The 14,191-nt window shown below is 57.4% G+C and carries 15 protein-coding genes; 7 read left to right on the plus strand and 8 right to left on the minus strand.

Translation table 11 applies throughout. From position 1 onward, the window contains the following. The first annotated feature begins 89 nt into the window (after positions 1 to 89). From CLV88_RS05775 to CLV88_RS05785, 3 genes are all read left to right on the plus strand, one after another. A complete protein-coding gene (locus CLV88_RS05775) occupies positions 90 to 863 on the plus strand; it encodes a DUF6478 family protein (protein ID WP_106607425.1) in 774 nt (257 codons plus the stop codon). A gap of 22 nt (positions 864 to 885) precedes the next feature. Beyond that, positions 886 to 1,260 (plus strand): hypothetical protein, encoded by a 375-nt coding sequence (locus CLV88_RS05780; RefSeq protein WP_106607426.1) that lies wholly within the window; start codon positions 886 to 888, stop codon positions 1,258 to 1,260. A 374-nt stretch (positions 1,261 to 1,634) separates the two neighbouring features. Continuing rightward, complete coding sequence (locus CLV88_RS05785) at positions 1,635 to 3,662, plus strand: NADPH-dependent 2,4-dienoyl-CoA reductase (RefSeq protein ID WP_106607427.1); 2,028 nt, start codon at positions 1,635 to 1,637, stop codon at positions 3,660 to 3,662. Positions 3,663 to 3,734: 72 nt separating this feature from the next. Here CLV88_RS05785 and CLV88_RS05790 read toward each other — a convergent pair whose 3' ends face one another. Then, a complete protein-coding gene (locus CLV88_RS05790; RefSeq protein WP_106607428.1) occupies positions 3,735 to 4,673 on the minus strand; it encodes a hydrogen peroxide-inducible genes activator in 939 nt (312 codons plus the stop codon). A 120-nt stretch (positions 4,674 to 4,793) separates the two neighbouring features. Between CLV88_RS05790 and CLV88_RS05795 the strand changes: the two genes are divergently transcribed. Further along, complete coding sequence (locus CLV88_RS05795; protein WP_106607429.1) at positions 4,794 to 5,765, plus strand: sodium-dependent bicarbonate transport family permease; 972 nt, start codon at positions 4,794 to 4,796, stop codon at positions 5,763 to 5,765. 293 nt (positions 5,766 to 6,058) lie between these two features. Continuing rightward, complete coding sequence (locus CLV88_RS05800) at positions 6,059 to 6,964, plus strand: LysR family transcriptional regulator (RefSeq protein ID WP_106607595.1); 906 nt, start codon at positions 6,059 to 6,061, stop codon at positions 6,962 to 6,964. A 106-nt stretch (positions 6,965 to 7,070) separates the two neighbouring features. On the opposite strand, the gene CLV88_RS05805 is transcribed toward CLV88_RS05800, so the two are convergent. The 4 genes from CLV88_RS05805 to CLV88_RS05820 are packed head-to-tail and all read right to left on the minus strand — an operon-like array spanning position 7,071 to position 10,091. Then, positions 7,071 to 8,063 carry an OmpA family protein gene (locus CLV88_RS05805; RefSeq protein WP_106607430.1) on the minus strand — a complete coding sequence of 331 codons (993 nt, stop codon included), beginning with the start codon at positions 8,061 to 8,063 and terminating at the stop codon, positions 7,071 to 7,073. Continuing rightward, on the minus strand, positions 8,060 to 8,632 hold the full coding sequence (locus tag CLV88_RS05810) for a peroxidase-related enzyme (RefSeq protein ID WP_106607431.1): 573 nt from the start codon (positions 8,630 to 8,632) through the stop codon (positions 8,060 to 8,062). The genes CLV88_RS05805 and CLV88_RS05810 overlap by 4 nt, the downstream gene beginning before the upstream one ends. 11 nt (positions 8,633 to 8,643) lie before the next feature. Then, positions 8,644 to 9,375 carry a GNAT family N-acetyltransferase gene (locus CLV88_RS05815; protein WP_106607432.1) on the minus strand — a complete coding sequence of 244 codons (732 nt, stop codon included), beginning with the start codon at positions 9,373 to 9,375 and terminating at the stop codon, positions 8,644 to 8,646. Beyond that, entirely contained in the window at positions 9,372 to 10,091 is a 720-nt protein-coding gene (locus tag CLV88_RS05820) for a competence/damage-inducible protein A (protein WP_106607433.1), read from the minus strand. The genes CLV88_RS05815 and CLV88_RS05820 overlap by 4 nt, the downstream gene beginning before the upstream one ends. Before the next feature lie 49 nt (positions 10,092 to 10,140). Between CLV88_RS05820 and sfsA the strand changes: the two genes are divergently transcribed. Both sfsA and map read left to right on the plus strand, forming a co-directional pair. Further along, the gene (sfsA, locus tag CLV88_RS05825) at positions 10,141 to 10,869 is read left to right on the plus strand and encodes a DNA/RNA nuclease SfsA (protein WP_106607434.1); all 729 of its coding nucleotides are present in this window, start codon (positions 10,141 to 10,143) and stop codon (positions 10,867 to 10,869) included. Between the two features lie 199 nt (positions 10,870 to 11,068). Continuing rightward, positions 11,069 to 11,875: a type I methionyl aminopeptidase gene (gene map / locus CLV88_RS05830; protein ID WP_106607435.1), complete on the plus strand. Its 807-nt coding sequence runs from the start codon at positions 11,069 to 11,071 to the stop codon at positions 11,873 to 11,875. A gap of 29 nt (positions 11,876 to 11,904) precedes the next feature. On the opposite strand, the gene CLV88_RS05835 is transcribed toward map, so the two are convergent. The 3 genes from CLV88_RS05835 to rsmD form a co-directional block, all read right to left on the minus strand. After that, the gene (locus CLV88_RS05835) at positions 11,905 to 12,765 is read right to left on the minus strand and encodes a DUF2189 domain-containing protein (RefSeq protein WP_106607436.1); all 861 of its coding nucleotides are present in this window, start codon (positions 12,763 to 12,765) and stop codon (positions 11,905 to 11,907) included. Positions 12,766 to 12,919: 154 nt separating this feature from the next. Beyond that, positions 12,920 to 13,570, minus strand: coding sequence for an HAD family hydrolase (locus tag CLV88_RS05840; protein ID WP_106607437.1), 651 nt, complete (start codon positions 13,568 to 13,570; stop codon positions 12,920 to 12,922). Then, complete coding sequence (gene rsmD / locus CLV88_RS05845; protein ID WP_106607438.1) at positions 13,567 to 14,130, minus strand: 16S rRNA (guanine(966)-N(2))-methyltransferase RsmD; 564 nt, start codon at positions 14,128 to 14,130, stop codon at positions 13,567 to 13,569. Before rsmD ends, CLV88_RS05840 begins: the two co-directional genes overlap by 4 nt. Between the last annotated feature and the right edge of the window lie 61 nt (positions 14,131 to 14,191).

Genomic DNA, 14,191 nt, shown 5'->3' on the forward strand with positions numbered 1-14,191 from the left:
TTTGGGTAAATAACAAAAAAGCCGGCGCCACTTTGTTGCGTTCGGAGACAAATCAACCACACGACGGATGACGTCGGATCAACAGGGGCATGATGGCGCTAGGAAGCAATATCTTACAGCGATTTTATCAGCGGGGCGTTTCTCGTTACTGGGCGCATCTCGCGCGTCGCGCGGAGCGGACCGATCTAGAAGCGTTGCGTAGCCAGCGTCGCCGTGCACGCAACCTGCGTCAACATCTCGATACGCTGATTTCCACGGCGGAAAGCCGTTTGGCGCTGCCCATCATCGGCTCGAACTCTTTTCCAAAACCTCACGGTACCGATTGGGCGTGGCGCCCGGAACTCTGGCGCGAACCAACCCCAACCAAGGGTATTGCAGCAGTGGGGAACAAAGAACGACTGGGTACAGAAGTAACCCTGTTTCATGATTGCCGCATTTCAGAGCTTACATTGCGCCAACTACGAAACAACCGCCAGCGCGACCTGGCTCCTTTTGGCATTCGTATGGATGTTTTCCGCTTTGACGGTTCCTTTTTGTCCCTCGTGGTCGATCTCCCACCAGAGGCGGCACAGGATCTGCGGCGCAGCCATGTGATCCGCATCGATACCATTGTCGAAATGGAAAAACCGCTCGAAATCTTTGCCCGCCTCAATATCCGCCACGGTCCTAACACCGAACAGATCGTGCGCGAACTCCCTCTCTCCAAAGAAGACATCCGCGTGGAGTTTGATCTGGCCTATTCCAACCTCAATGAAAAGCGGGTCGAACAGCTTTGGCTAGACCTGATTTTTGAGGGGCCGGAAATGAACCAAGTCATCCTGTGCGACCTCACCCTCAGCCGCCGCCCCCGCGCCGAATTCTGACCCTATCTCAGGAGCCCATCCCATGAGCCACATAACCCTGACCAAGACCCGACTTTTCGAAGGCGTCTGGGAGGGCGTGTTGCGCGTTGAAGGCGGTGATGACGCACCGACTTTGGACGTCACATATCTCGACAATCCCGTGCCAGATGTCACGGTTGCCAAACGGGAAGACGGCGAAGGATGGGCCGTGCAAGTCCCGATCCCGGTCGAAGCACTGTGTGACGGGGCGCAAACCATTCTGATAAATGACCAATCCAGCGGTGAAAGGCTGGAGAGCATCACCTTTATTTCCGGCGAAGCGCTGGCCGATGATCTGCGGGCAGAACTCGATCTGTTGCGGGCAGAACTCGACATGCTCAAGCGCGCCTTTCGTCGGCATTGCGTCGAAACGATGTAACCCCCCAAATCCGGTAGCACTCCCGCCCGGTCGTCCTGCATCAAAGATGCCGTCGACCCGTTGGGCATGGCTCGGCCGTTGGCCGAGCCTAATGCGCTCCTTCGACCGGATCGCGCAATTCAGGAGTCGCATACTTAGTTTACAAGCCCTCCGCATTGGGTCTCCGCAGCCTAATCGTTAACGCACTCCGTCGCAAAACGACACCGACGCGATACCTACAGAATACCGACGTAATACCGACGTTCCATTTTGGGCCATTCCCGAGCATTAACCATCTGACCCTTATTCCCGACTGCAGTCCCAAACTGACGCCGCGTTTCGCGTGACAGGCGCTTAAGTTTACGTTCTGGTAAACCGGCAAAGAGGAGGCTCTCATGACTCAATACCCCCATCTGCTGGCACCACTTGACCTTGGATTCACCACCCTAAAGAACCGCGTTCTAATGGGGTCGATGCATACCGGGCTGGAGGAGACCAAGGACTGGAACCGGGTCGCTGAGTTTTACGCCGAACGTGCCCGCGGCGGGGTCTCCCTGATCGTCACAGGTGGCATGGCCCCCTCGCGAGAAGGTGGTGTTTTCCCCGGCGCGGCGGGCCTGTTCAACGATCAAGACATCGCCAACCACCAGATCGTCACCGACCGCGTTCACGACGCAGGTGGCAAGATCGCCATGCAAATTCTGCACGCTGGACGTTATGCATATGGCCCAGAATGCGTGTCGGCCTCTCCTGTCAAATCCCCGATTTCTCCGTTTCCGCCCAAGGAGTTGGACGAAGACGGTATCGAGAAACAGATCCATGATTTTGTCACCGCCACCACCCGCGCCCGCGCCGCTGGCTATGACGGTGTCGAGATCATGGGTAGCGAGGGCTACTTTCTCAACCAATTCCTCGTCACCCACACCAACAAGCGCACCGACCGCTGGGGCGGCAGCTACGAAAACCGTATGCGCCTGCCGGTCGAAGTTGTTCGCCGTTGTCGCGAGACCGTTGGCGACGACTTCATCATTATCTACCGCTTGTCGATGATCGACTTGATCCCTAACGGTTCGACCCATGAAGAGGTGGTGCAGCTCGCTCAAGCTATTGAAAACGCAGGCGCAACCATCCTCAACACCGGCATTGGCTGGCACGAGGCACGCATTCCCACCATCGCAACATCCGTACCACGCCGCGCCTTTGCGTGGGTCACCAAAAAGCTGATGGGCAAAGTGAGCATCCCCGTGATCACGTCAAACCGCATCAACATGCCCGAAGTAGCCGAAGAGGTCCTTGCTGAAGGGTGCGCCGACATGGTTTCAATGGCGCGTCCTTTCCTTGCCGATGCGGATTTCGTCAACAAGGCGGCAACGGGAAAAGCTGACCAGATCGCGCCTTGTATTGCCTGCAATCAGGCCTGCCTTGATCACACCTTTGGTGGCAAGCTCACATCGTGCCTCGTGAATCCGCGCGCATGCCATGAAACCGAACTGACCATCTTACCCACCGAAACAGCTAGGAAAATTGCAGTGGTTGGCGCAGGGCCCGCCGGCTTATCCGCCGCGCTCACCGCTGCTCAACGCGGCCATACCGTGACGCTTTTTGACAAGGCTGACAAGATCGGTGGACAGCTCAATATCGCCAAACAAATTCCCGGCAAAGAAGAATTCTGGGGGCTCGTCGATTGGTATGACACGATGGTCGCCGACTCTGGCCTCGAACTGCGCCTTGGTGAAACGGCCAACGCGCAAATGCTTGAAACCTATGACGACGTCATCATCGCAACCGGCGTCATACCCCGCGACCCGGCTATTCCCGGACAGGACCATCCTATGGTGCTTAGCTATATCGACGTGCTGCGCGACAAGAAACCTGTCGGTACGCGCGTCGCCGTGATCGGCGCAGGTGGCATTGGCTTTGACGTCTCCGAATTCCTTGTCCACGAAGGTGAAAGCCTGACCGAAAATCTCCCCGAATGGATGGTCGAATGGGGCGTTGGTGATCCTGAAACCACCCGCGGAGGGCTTGTTGCAGCCGGCGCGCAACCACACGCTCCCGCACGTCAAGTGACACTGTTGCAACGCAAGGCCAAGGCACTGGGCAAAGGATTGGGCAAAACCACCGGTTGGATTCACCGCGCGGCATTGCGCATGAAAGACGTGCAAATGGTCGGCGGCGTGAACTACGAAAAGATTGACGACCAAGGTTTGCACATCACTTACGGCGCGGCTCGCGAAAACCCTCAGTTGATCGAGGTCGACAACGTTGTGATCTGCGCCGGGCAGTTACCTGAACGTTCGCTTGCGGACGCGTTAGACGCCAAAGGGGTGAAGGTTCACGTGATTGGCGGAGCGGACGTTGCTGCCGAGCTGGACGCAAAACGCGCCATCGATCAAGGCACGCGCCTCGCTGCCTCGCTCTGATCTGCAATCAAACGGCAAGGCGGAGCTTAAATAGGCGTGATCAACTTGTTGAAGACGCCAGCACACTCGATGCTAGAATCTCACAGCGCCTTGGGCAGCTGCACCGGACAATGGCGCCATGATCCGCTCCGCTTCCGCACTCAGCGCCTCAGCCAGACGCCCACTCCCCGGTCGCCGCTCCGGCCCTTGCGGTTGGATCAGAGCAAGGGACCGCATGGCCATTGGCGAAGCGATTGGGCGCAGCGAAATATCATCGCGCCGGATTGCCTCTGCCGCCGCATAAACCTGCGGCAGCACGGCCACGCCTGAACCAGCCGCCGCCATCAATCGCACCGCATCCAGGCTGGTCCCTTCATATTCATCCGACACATGCGCGCCAGCCGCCTCGGCCAAGGCCGCAACGATCAACGACAGCCTGTGTCGGCGTCCAAGCGTCAGAATGGTACGCCCTGCCAAGACTCCGGGCTCAACCGGCCCCTCGCCTGCAAGTTCATCATCTCGTGCCACGGCAATCCACAACGTTTCATCAAATAAATGCATCTTGCGCGTCCCCGGATGATCCTCGGGGGTGGACAAGATCATATCTAGCCGCCCTGTGCTCAGCCCCTCTTCCAGATCCTGTGTCGCCTCTTCGCGCACCACCAACCGAAACTCAGGATACTGCCGATGCAACCCGGCAACGATCCTTGGCAATAGATACGGCCCAACCGACGGTAAAATCCCAAACCGCAATCGCCCCTCGAAAATGCCATTGCCGCGAACCGAGGCCCGCAAATCTTCCATGTCGTGCAAAATCCGCCGCGCGCGCCGTACAATGTCTGCCCCACCCGAGGTCACGATGGCACCGCGCCGCCCCCGGTTAAAGACCCGCACCCCCAATGCCTCCTCGGCTTCAGCCACCTGCGCCGACAGGCTCGGCTGGCTGACATTTAACCGTGCTGCCGCCAGTCCGAACTGGCCGGTTTCTGCAACCGAAACCAAATACTCTAACTGACGCAATGTCGGCTTCATTAATCTGCCCCTTTACATAGGTAAATCCTATGTAAAATACTGTTTTAATATATTGGATCAATTGAAATCTGCAACTTATCCCCGACGGAATGCCAGAACACGCGCCAAGGGACCAAACACATGACAGCAATTTTTGACACACTCGCGACCAACCTGCTGGTCCCGACCATTCTCTTTTTCCTGTTAGGCCTCATTGCTGCTGTCATGCGCTCTGATCTCTCAATCCCGGACGGCGCGGCCAAGCTCATGTCGATCTACCTGCTGTTTGCCATCGGTTTCAAAGGCGGGGTTAGCATTTCAGGCAGCGGAATCACCCCTCAGGTCATCGGAACACTCGCCGCCGGCGCGGTGCTCTCCTTTGCCATGCCGTTCATCGCCTTTGCGCTCCTGCGCTTCATGACCCGGCTTGACACTTTAAACGCCGCCGCCGTCGCCGGACATTACGGCTCGATCTCTATCGTGACATTTGTAACGGCCTCTAACCTGCTCGAAGGGCGCGGCATTGATGCCGAAGGTTACATCGTCGCGGTTGCCGCCGTTATGGAAGTACCCGCTATCATGTCGGCCCTCTGGCTCGCCGCGCGCGGCACTGGCGGCGCAAAGCTGAGCCCGGCGCTTATTCGCGACATCCTTGGCAATGGCTCGATCGTGCTTTTGATTGGCGCATTCGCAATTGGCGCAATCACTGGACAAGATGGTTTGGAGCAGATCGACGAATTTATCGTTGTACCCTTCACGGGCGTTCTGTGCCTCTTCCTGCTCGATATGGGTCTTTCCGCGGGTCGCTCGATCATGAACCACCGCGATGACGTATCGCTCAGTCTTGTGGCCTTTGGCTGCGTCATGCCTGTCATCGGATCGCTGCTTGGGCTCATCTCGGCGCTTGTGGTCGGCTTGTCCCCCGGCGGCACGTTCCTGCTGATGACGCTTGCGGCCTCGGCATCCTATATTGCAGTCCCCGCTGCCTTGCGTATCGCCCTGCCTGATGCGCGCCCCGGCATTTACCTGACACTCTCTCTTGGCATCACCTTCCCGTTCAACCTCACCATCGGCCTCCCGCTCTACAGCACAATTGCCATGTGGTTTGTTTAAAACCTCAACTATGCCTTCCCCGTCAGCCCTAATGAAACTATCGCCTTGTGAACCATCTGGATTGAAAACAAACTGAAACAGACCTTCGCGCTCCGCTGCGCGAAGGTCGCTTGTGCGAAGGCGGTACACACCGCGTTCTACTGATAATCTCGCGGCCATAAACAACTGTTTCCCTGTTTCCACGTCGCAAACGATGCGCAACAAATCCCTGATATTGTCCGCCCATTGCCCTCATCTTGCCTGATTTGGCCGCGATACCTGATCCTCGAAGAAGAACTCAGAAGGACCGAATGATGGATCGCCTGACCGAAATGGAAGCTTTTGCCACCGTGGTGGATCAGGGTGGCTTCACGGATGCCGCCAAGAAAATGGGCATCTCCAAATCCGCCGTGTCCAAGCACGTCTCAAGCCTTGAGGCCCGCCTTGGTGCACGCCTCCTGAACCGGACAACGCGCCGCGTAAGCCCGACCGAAATTGGTCTTGCCTATTACGACCGTGCCCGCCGTGTCCTCAATGATGCCGGCGAGGCCGACGCGCTTGTCACCTCGATGCAATCCGCGCCTTCGGGTCTCTTGCGCATCTCCGTCGCAACCGACTTTGGTGTCAATCACCTAAGCCCGGTTCTGGGCGAATTCCTCAACGAATTCACGGACATCACTGTCAACATGGTTCTCAACAACCGCTATGTTGAGCTGATTTCCGAAGGCTTTGACATGGCCATCCGTATCGGTGAACTCGAAGACAGCACGCTACGCGCTCGCAAGCTGACCGAGACCACTAAACGTATGATCGCCAGCCCCGAATACTTCAAACGCTACGGCCGTCCGCAGAAAATCGACGATCTCAACGATCACAAACTTCTGCATTATTCCAGCCAATCCAATGGCGCTGTGTGGAAACTGACCGCTCCTTCGGGTGAAAAACGTCAGGTGCGCACTGCTGGGTGGCTCTCGGTCAATGACGGTCAGTCGCTGTTGAACGCAGCTGTCGCAGGTCTTGGCATCGCATACTTGCCCAGCTTCCTCTATGCCGACGCACTAGAGCAGGGACTAGTCGAAGACGCCATTCCAGACCTGCCCATGGAAACCCAAGGTATCTACGCCGTTTATCCTCCGGGTCGGTTCACTCAGCCCAAGGTACGCGCCTTCATAGATTTCCTGGTACACGCATTTGCCGACAAGGGCCCAAGCGCCTGGTAAACCTCACGAAACCCTGACGATTTCCCCTGGCTTTCCCGATGAAAGCTCACTACTGACCCGGTCCCCTTGGCCCGGGTCTTTTTTTGCCAGAAACAACCGGCTCAGCCTATTTCGTATTCAACAATACCGCCTCAACCCGCCGGTTGGCATTGCGTCCGGCCTCCGTAAGGTTAGACGCAATTGGCGACAAAAAACCAACCCCGCGCGCCTCCAATTGTGATTCGCCGACGCCATGAACCTCAACCAATCGCGTGCGCACCGAAGTCGCCCGTCGCCGCGACAGCTCAGTGTTATTCTGCAAAGACCCTTCGCTGTCCGTGTGCCCCACCAGCGCAACACGTCGCTCTGCATCGTCATTCAGATATGTCGCCAACGCCGCCAGCGACCCAAACGGTCCCTCGCCCAACTGTGACGAGCCGGTTTCAAACACCAGATCGGACAAAACAATGTGTCCAGTTCTCTCCAAAACCAGCGAAATATCACTTGCCTCAACCACCGCCGGGCGCAGATCCCGACCATCATCGGCCTGAACCGGCACACCAACATGCGGTGCCTCTTCCAAAACCGGAGCAGTCGATTCTGCCACCACTCGCACGGAATCGATCATCAACTGCGGGGCCACCTCAATTATTTGCACCATCCCCGCCTGCGCAGTCCGGCTGACCAGAATACCAATGGCTTCTGGTCCGGCATCTGCCTCTCGCGACCCTGCCAAAAACCGAAAATCGGCCAAGTCCACGAACATCTCCGGTGGTGGCATCACCTCGGTATTAAACCGGAAATCGAAACCACCGCACAATTGCGCATCACAAGACAACCGAATCTCATAGCCAGTTCGCAACAACTGCGCTGTCAGATCGGCCATGACATCAGCGGTCCCTGTAAACCCACTGCCAATCCGCCAACTACGCCGCCGCACACCGCCGCCATAACGCTCACTTGGCACCGCTCCGTTCACAAAGACGCCAACAGGTAATGTGTAATATCCAGCCGCCGTATCAAACTGGCCGATCAGCTGCGCCGAATCCGGCAAAGCCGGATCAAACGCCGACACCACACCGGGCCATAGCGCCAAACTTATGCCAAGCGCTCGGATCATCTGGCCAGTGAGTGATACTCTTCATTTGGTCGCATATCCGTGGCCGAAGCGACGCGGTTTGACATGTTGTAAAACCCGGCGACATTGGCGATATCCCAGATGTCCTGATCGCTGCACCCCGCATCGCGCAGCCCCTGACGGTCCGACTCTTCAATCGTATAAGACGCCATCGTCATCTTTTCGGCAAAGGCCAGCATCGCGCGCTGTCGCGCATCCAGTTGCGCCACCCGCCAGTTCATCACCATCTTCTCGCCCAGCGCCGGATCACCCGAATATTGGCGAACCGCCGCGCCATGCGCGACCAGGCAGTAAAAACACTTATTCACCGAACTCACCACCACAGCGATCATTTCGCGTTCCAGCTTGCTCAGCCCGCTCTCACCTAGCATCAGATCATTATACAGCGCCGTGAACGCATTGAGCTTGTCCACATGGATCGCATACGCCTTGAGCACATTGGGCACCATGCCCAGCTTTTCTTGACAAATCTCAAAATATCGCTGTGTTTCAGGCGGCAATGGGTCCAGCATCGGAATATCCAATGCCGTAGGCTGATCTGAACTGGACATGAAGGCCTCCCTTAAGCCGTTGGTTTTTGTCGGTAATGATACGTTCCCACAACAGACATCCCAAGGGAAGCATAGAGACCATTTGCGCCGGTATTACGTGTCGTACAAATCACCGCCAACGTATGCCCGCCGTGCTCCAGCACCCAGAACGCCGCCCGTTGCATCAGCCACTTTCCAACACCTTGCCGCCGTTGAGCGGGTAGAATTTCCAACGCGTGCACCATACCGACACCGTTATGCATCGCCAGAAAGGACGTACCCGCAGGCTGATCCCGCCAACGCGACACAAACCCTGTCTTGGGCCCCACGGCACGCTTCATGACTTCAACACGGTCTGGTCCGATCCCACCCGTAGCCCACATCTCTTCCATGATCCTCAGCGGCTCCCACGCCGGGATCGCCGCAGTTCGCGGGGGGCGCTCGGTGGCAATATCCGCGGCGCGCGCAGCAAACATCGTCACCGGGTCGACCACCTCATAACCCATTTCTGCCAATAGCGCATCCAGTGCGTCCTCGCCCTCGCGGATCTGAAACAACGCCCCCTGCCCCAATGCTGCCATTGCCCCTTCTGCGCGCCAGATGTCTTCTGCCGTTACCGGTCCATTTGCTGTCGCGGCCGACACCCGTTTCCCGCCGCCGCGGCCATCACGAATGGTAAAAGGCCCGCTTTCGCTTGTCGCAAATGGCGGCCATGTGCCCTCAACAACATCGTACATCTGCGCAGCGTCAGGCAAACTCGTCATCCAAAGACCTCTGCCAGCTTGGTCATCGCCGCATCCACACGCGCACCATCTTGTCCACGGATCACGATATTCGCACCATACACACCATCTCGCTGAAATGGGTATGACCCGATAGAGAGGTCCGAAAAATCAACCGCCAACGCCCCCAACGGTCCGGCAATATCGCCCTCCCCCTTCATCACGCGCAACGTCTGCGACAACACAGGGGCACCCCCTGTCAGCGTCGGCAAAACACTGGCGACCATGGCTTGGAAAACACTTGGCACCCCCGCCATCACATGCACGTTTTCCACCGTAAATCCCGGCGCCACAGACACAGGGTTGTCGATCAACGCCGCTCCATCCGGTATCCGCGCCATGCGCAATCGCGCCTCGTTCAGTTCCTGACCCGACCGGTCGTAATGCGCTTGCAACAACGCCCGCGCATCGGCCCGCACATCAATCGATCGCCCAAAAGCAGACGCGATGCAATCAGCGGTGATATCATCATGCGTCGGCCCAATTCCACCGCTGGTAAACATGGTGTCATACGACTTGGACAAAGCGCGCACCGCCGCTACGATCCCGTCAGAATCATCCGCCACCACCCGTACTTCACGAAGGTCGATCCCCGCCTTGGTCAGCTCCCCGGCAAGGAAGTACATATTCGCATCCCGTGTGCGCCCAGACAAAATTTCGTCACCGATCACAAGCATTGCCGCTGTTGGGTTCGCCATCCCTCTACTCTCCTTGTCACAAGCGTTCTGCAGGTATAGGCCTCCGCCCATGCGCTTTCAAACCCCTCTTGTTCCCGCCGTGCTTATCCGTCGCTACAAACGGTTCCTTGCCGACGCCCGCCTGATGGATGGTACCGAGGTTACTGCCCATTGCGCCAATCCCGGCTCGATGATGGGTCTGGCCGATCCCGGCACCCGCATCTGGCTCGAACCCAACGATGACCCAAAGAGAAAGTTGAAATACGGCTGGCGGCTGGTAGAGCACGAAAACGGTCATTTCACCGGTGTCGACACCTCTGTGCCCAACCGGGTCCTGAAAGCCGCCCTTATGGCCCGCGCCATTCCGGAACTCGCCGAGTATCCGCTTGTCCGCCCGGAGGTCAAATATGGTAAAAACAGCCGGATTGACTTCCTGTTATCCGCCGACACCCTGCCCGACCTCTATGTCGAGGTAAAATCCGTCACCCTCTCGCGCCGACCGGAAACGGCCGAATTCCCAGACAGTGTTACGGCACGTGGAGCCAAGCATCTTGATGAACTGAAATCCATGCTCGCCGACGGTCATCGCGCCATGATGTTCTACCTCGTCCAACGCACCGACGCCAAACAAGTCACTCTGGCTGCAGACATCGACCCCAAATATGCAGTTGCATTTGACGCCGCCCGCGCCGCTGGCGTTGAGGTGATCGCATATAGCTGCACCATTACTCCGCACCGCATCGACATCGGCCCTTCGCTGCCTTTTTCCCGCGAACCCTGGAAACACCTCACAAGTTGAGTTTTTGGCATTTGAGAACACTGAATGACGCGCCCGTGCATTTCTCAATGATCAAAAATACCCCGGGGGAATCGCTGCGTGCTGCGATGGGGGCAGCGCCCCCAAAATCACCCAGTTTGTCAAAAACGCTTACCCTCTGGTTCTTTCCCGCAATTACTCTTAAATAAAGCCGAAACTCAGAGCCGACGGAGCAAACCCAATGATTGGCAAAGGCCGCCAGACCCGCGACGGGATCCGTATCTATGACACGTCAGATTTTGCAGGTATGCATACCGCTGGCGCTTTGGCCGCGCGGATTTTGGATGAGGTGGCCAAAATGGTCATTCCTGGCCAGACCACAGCCGCCATCGACGCTGCGATCGAAGCCAAGGTGGATGAAGCGGGCGCAAAATCCGCCACCATTGGCTATCGCGGGTACGAGCACGCCAGCTGCATTTCAGTCAACCACGTGGTCTGTCACGGTATTCCCGGCGACAAGAAACTTAAGGATGGCGATATCCTCAATATCGACGTCACTGTAATTGTCGACGGTTGGTATGGTGACACATCCCGTATGTATGTGGCTGGCAAACTCCCGCGCAAGGCCGAGCGCTTGATCCAGGTCACACATGATTCGCTCATGTTGGGGATCGAAGCCGTCAAACCCGGCAACACCTTTGGCGACATTGGCAACGCCATCCAATCTTATGTCGAGAGCCAACGCATGTCAGTTGTACGCGATTTTTGCGGTCACGGGCTTGGTCGTGTCTTCCACGCGCCGCCTAATGTGCTGCACTACGGTCGCCCCGGCACCGGCGCACGGCTCGAAGAGGGCATGTTCTTCACTATTGAACCCATGGTGAACCTTGGACGCCCCGAAACCAAGGTCCTCGCTGATGATTGGACCGCCGTCACACGCGACAAATCCCTGTCCGCCCAGTTTGAACATTCGATTGGCGTCACATCTGATGGTTGCGAGATTTTCACAAAATCACCAACCGGCAAGTTCCACCCGACCTATAGTTGACGGTATATCTTCAGGCCATCAGCTAAGTTTCAGTCGTAGCTGATCGCTTTGCGGTACAGATGCCAAGTCGCGTGTCCGAGTATTGGCAGCACAAGAACCAACCCGATAAAGAACGGCACCGAACCCAATACCAGCAACCCGGCTACAATCGCCCCCCACACGGCGACAACGGCTGGGTTCTTCATAGCAACTCTCATGGATGTCGCCACGGCCACGGGCAACCCAACCGGTTTGTCTACCAGCATTGGGAAACTCATCATCGACGTCACCAGCACCACGGCGGCAAAGATGAATCCCACCCCGCAACCAATCCAGATTAGCGCCCAGCCGGCTGGCGTCGACAATACGTTACTCATCAGCCCCACCATCGTCTTGGGCAGTTCCGGTCCCATCGTTGCGCCATATATTTCGAGCGCGACAACCATCCAGACTACATACAACCCCATCAAATACAGGCCCAATACCATGATAGGCCCGAACACCCGGCTTTTTAATGACAACAGCGCAACCGCCCAGCTCACTTCGTTGCCATCTTCATGCTGTCGACTCATCTCATAAAGCCCCACAGCAGCCAGCGGCCCAAGCAGCGCAAAACCTGCCGCCATTGGAAACACCAGCGGGATCATCGCGCTGTCAAACGCTATCAACGTCAATGCAAGGCCAATCAACGGGTAAACCATAACCAGCACCAGAACATCGCTGCGGCTGCGCCCCATATCGGCCAGCCCCAGACGCAACGCCTCGCCAATGTCGCTCATATTAAGGCTGTGCACGCGCGGCGACACGCGCACGTCGCTTCCCATACCTTCGGCAACGTCGCCCATTCGCTGCCCGGCGCCACCCAAAACACGCGCTCCCCAGCTTAGCGGATTTCCGATTGTCTCAACCATTGCGTCCTCCTGATTTCATCAGGCAGGCCGCGTCGTCAGCCAGAATGTGCAGGATGCTCGAAACCCGATCACGGGGTCAGAACCTCTTGGGCGGCCTGCATCTCATGGAATCACTATAGCACAAGTCTTTGAAAACCCCCGCACGTTCCCGCGATCAAGGGGTGAGCGACAAAAGATCGTGCAACGCGTCGATGTGCTCGATCACTTCGGCCCCCATGCCCGACACCCGCCCCAACGCGCCGTTTTCATCAAACCCAATGGCGCGGATACCTGCCTTTTGGGCCGCAATTACACCTGCTGGGCTGTCATCGATCATCACACAAGCCGCAGGATCCACGCCAAAGTGTTCCGCCGCCATCAATAGCAACCCCGGATCCGGCTTAGCTGGCCCATGTGTGTGTGGTGACCAGATACGCCCGTCAAAGTGGTCCCACAGCCCGGAAGGGCCCAGCGACACCTGCATTTTTTCCGGTGGTCCGTTCGAGGCCACGCAATCAGGAATGTCCAATGCTTTTAAGCGCGCCAACACCTCTGGTATTCCGGGCAGCACCCGAACACCGGCGCGCAGTGTGTCAAATATCTGCGCGTACATCTCATCGACCCAGCCATCTGCCAAATCGGCCCCCCGCCGCCGCGCTTCCTCGCACGCGCTATAGATCGTGCCACCCACAAACAACCCAAGACACTCAGTAGGTGACAGGTCCAACCCGTACTCGGCCAAATTGCGCGAGATGACAGTACAAGTCGCCACCTCTGTGTCGACCAAAACACCGTCACAATCAAAAATAACCAGCTCCGGCCTCACGCGCCCGCCTCCAAAAATGTCACATGCGTGTCACCATATTTGCGCTGATCCAACAGTTCAAAACCATCCGGCGCAAGTTGTGGCGCGTTCTCTTCCCAAACGATCAATGCCTCAGGCGCAATCCATCGCCCTGCGACCGCAACCGCCAGCGCCTTGTCTCCCAGACCCTTGCCATAAGGCGGGTCCAGAAACACCAGATCATACGGCGCATCCGCATTCAAAGGCAGTCGCGTTGCATCACGCGCTACCAATCGGGCCGCGCCCTTGGATCTGGTCAATTGAATATTCTCGCGTACAAGTGACCCCGCTTTGCGCCCGTCATCCACAAACACAACGGACTCTGCCCCCCGCGACAATGCCTCCAATCCCAGCGCGCCGGTCCCGGCAAACAGATCCAGCACCCGAGCGCCCGTGATCGGGTCTCCAAATTTGCCTCCCATCAGCACGTTGAAAAGGTTCTCGCGCACGCGGTCCGTGGTGGGGCGTAAATGTGCACCTGCATCGCCCTTGCCAACACTGGCCAATGCCGTGCCGCGGAACTGTCCAGCAATGATCCTCACATTCTGCCCCTTGCTATCTGTTTTCCCGATTATTCACAAAACCGTGTACTGCCTTCATCTT

Origin of the sequence: Shimia abyssi, from assembly GCF_003014475.1 — a bacterium.
Classification (GTDB): Bacteria; Pseudomonadota; Alphaproteobacteria; order Rhodobacterales; family Rhodobacteraceae; genus Shimia; species Shimia abyssi.

What these genes read in the sequence shown, in the direction of transcription:
- CLV88_RS05800 (WP_106607595.1), top strand. Translation starts at nt 6,059, where the DNA reads ATGGATCGCCTGACCGAAATGGAAGCTTTTGCCACCGTGGTGGATCAG.
- sfsA (WP_106607434.1), top strand. Translation starts at nt 10,141, where the DNA reads ATGCGCTTTCAAACCCCTCTTGTTCCCGCCGTGCTTATCCGTCGCTAC.
- CLV88_RS05790 (WP_106607428.1), bottom strand. Translation starts at nt 4,673, where the DNA reads ATGAAGCCGACATTGCGTCAGTTAGAGTATTTGGTTTCGGTTGCAGAA.
- CLV88_RS05820 (WP_106607433.1), bottom strand. Translation starts at nt 10,091, where the DNA reads ATGGCGAACCCAACAGCGGCAATGCTTGTGATCGGTGACGAAATTTTG.
- map (WP_106607435.1), top strand. Translation starts at nt 11,069, where the DNA reads ATGATTGGCAAAGGCCGCCAGACCCGCGACGGGATCCGTATCTATGAC.
- CLV88_RS05775 (WP_106607425.1), top strand. Translation starts at nt 90, where the DNA reads ATGATGGCGCTAGGAAGCAATATCTTACAGCGATTTTATCAGCGGGGC.
- CLV88_RS05780 (WP_106607426.1), top strand. Translation starts at nt 886, where the DNA reads ATGAGCCACATAACCCTGACCAAGACCCGACTTTTCGAAGGCGTCTGG.
- CLV88_RS05805 (WP_106607430.1), bottom strand. Translation starts at nt 8,063, where the DNA reads ATGATCCGAGCGCTTGGCATAAGTTTGGCGCTATGGCCCGGTGTGGTG.
- CLV88_RS05810 (WP_106607431.1), bottom strand. Translation starts at nt 8,632, where the DNA reads ATGTCCAGTTCAGATCAGCCTACGGCATTGGATATTCCGATGCTGGAC.
- CLV88_RS05835 (WP_106607436.1), bottom strand. Translation starts at nt 12,765, where the DNA reads ATGGTTGAGACAATCGGAAATCCGCTAAGCTGGGGAGCGCGTGTTTTG.
- CLV88_RS05785 (WP_106607427.1), top strand. Translation starts at nt 1,635, where the DNA reads ATGACTCAATACCCCCATCTGCTGGCACCACTTGACCTTGGATTCACC.
- CLV88_RS05815 (WP_106607432.1), bottom strand. Translation starts at nt 9,375, where the DNA reads ATGACGAGTTTGCCTGACGCTGCGCAGATGTACGATGTTGTTGAGGGC.
- CLV88_RS05795 (WP_106607429.1), top strand. Translation starts at nt 4,794, where the DNA reads ATGACAGCAATTTTTGACACACTCGCGACCAACCTGCTGGTCCCGACC.